3 protein-coding genes are annotated in these 999 nt (G+C 43.3%); all 3 read left to right on the plus strand.

Annotation, left to right across the window (positions count from 1 at the left end):
* The coding region (locus tag ACFIK0_RS09215; protein ID WP_375663886.1) for a lysozyme at positions 1-477 on the plus strand (477 nt) is incomplete at its 5' end.
* Positions 474-701, plus strand: coding sequence for a hypothetical protein (locus ACFIK0_RS09220; RefSeq protein WP_012754703.1), 228 nt, complete (start codon positions 474-476; stop codon positions 699-701). The genes ACFIK0_RS09215 and ACFIK0_RS09220, both read left to right, overlap by 4 nt.
* 116 nt (positions 702-817) lie before the next feature.
* The coding region (locus ACFIK0_RS09225) for a hypothetical protein (RefSeq protein WP_375663887.1) at positions 818-999 on the plus strand (182 nt) is incomplete at its 3' end.

Genomic DNA, 999 nt, shown 5'->3' on the forward strand with positions numbered 1-999 from the left:
GACTTAAAGCAATTTGAGAAGACGGTAGAGGAATCGGTCACGGTTTCGTTAACGGATTGCCAATTCGCGGCATTGGTCTCATTTTGCTATAATGTAGGAACAGCTGCTTTTCGCAAGTCAACATTGTTGAAGAAGCTTAATCAAGGGGATTATGAAGCCGTACCTGTTGAATTACAGAAATGGAATAAGGTGGGTGGGAAGCCTCTTGCGGGTTTAGCCAACCGTCGAGCAGCAGAAGCAGGATTATGGGTAAAAGGGTCTTATGTTTCTTCAAATTATCAAAGGGTAGAAACGAAAACGGCAACCGGACTTCTTAAAATAGAAGCACTTGCCCCGATTATAGGGTCTTGTTCTGGTTTTGGTGGCTTGTTAGCAGGCAATGGACCGGTGCAATGGGCATTAGCAGGCATCATGGTTTTAGCGGCTGTAACGGGCATAGTGATTGTCGCCAAGCGGTTTCGGGAGCAACGCTTATGATTTTTTGGCTAAAGAAATATTCTCTGATGTTTACAGCGGCTTTAGCCGTTTTTTTTATGGCTTTAGCCAAGGCGTTTCACCTTGGCAAGCAAAGCGAAAGGCAAAAGCAAACAGAGAATGCTTTAAAGACAGCAACAACGCGGCTTGAGGTGGAAAATGAAGTTAATCAAAAAAGTGATGCTGGTGTGCGCTCTGAACTTTCTCGTTGGGTGCGCGGCAAATAGGTCCGTTTCTTGTGGTGGCTGGTTGCCCATTTATTTGGATAATAAGGATGTTGCGGTCATCAGTTCCAACCTTGCAAGAGATATTTTGAAGCATAACAAGCAGGGAGCCTATTTATGTGGTTGGAAAGATGGTCAAGAAACGAAGCAGCAAAGATAAAGATCTTACAGAAAAAGAACAACAGCTCCTTCACGAGATGATAGAAACCTACCAAGGTTTAAAGATGATGTCACGCATCATGAAATTGATAGCCTTCATTGTCTTTATGTTTGTAATAGATTTTTCCCGTTTTGTGGACGC

The sequence above is a fragment of the Bartonella sp. CL63NXGY genome (assembly GCF_042194905.1).
Lineage (GTDB): Bacteria > Pseudomonadota > Alphaproteobacteria > Rhizobiales > Rhizobiaceae > Bartonella.

Bases quoted from the DNA above. Each gene is read 5' to 3' on its own strand.
- ACFIK0_RS09220 (WP_012754703.1), top strand. From the start codon at position 474: ATGATTTTTTGGCTAAAGAAATATTCTCTGATGTTTACAGCGGCTTTA.